The sequence below is a fragment of the Gordonia sp. OPL2 genome (assembly GCF_003797825.1).
Lineage (GTDB): Bacteria > Actinomycetota > Actinomycetes > Mycobacteriales > Mycobacteriaceae > Gordonia.
Genome location: NZ_RKME01000146.1, coordinates 1 through 379, shown reverse-complemented (window position 1 = coordinate 379; position 379 = coordinate 1). Strand labels below are relative to the sequence as shown.

Sequence of the window (379 nt, the reverse complement as noted above, 5' to 3'; positions counted from 1 at the left end):
GGAATGAAGAGCTTCCCGCCCCCGGCCAGGCGATGGCGCGACTGCCGTTGATCGACCATGGCGCGGTGCTGCGCCAGTGGCGGCAATCGCTGCAGGACGGCCGTTACAGCGACGCGCGGCTGGCCCTGGCCTCGCTGGTGCTGACCCTGTGCCGACAGGGCCACGGCAACCTGCTGCTGCCGCAGGCGCCAAGCCTGGGCGAACAGATCCGCGACCGCATCGCCGCCGAACCAGCACGCGACTGGCAATCACGCGATGTGGAAGAACAGTTCGCGCTGAGCGGCGCGACCCTGCGCCGTCGCCTGGCGGCCGAGGACACCAGCCTGCGCCAGCTGCTCACCGAGGCCCGGCTGGCGCATGGCATGCAGCTGCTCTACAC

The 379-nt window shown here is 70.7% G+C and carries 1 protein-coding gene; it reads left to right on the top strand.

Annotated elements, in window-relative coordinates:
• Positions 1 to 379, top strand: a 379-nt coding sequence (locus tag EEB19_RS26720) for a hypothetical protein (RefSeq protein WP_222930020.1), incomplete at both ends; no start/stop codon positions are given.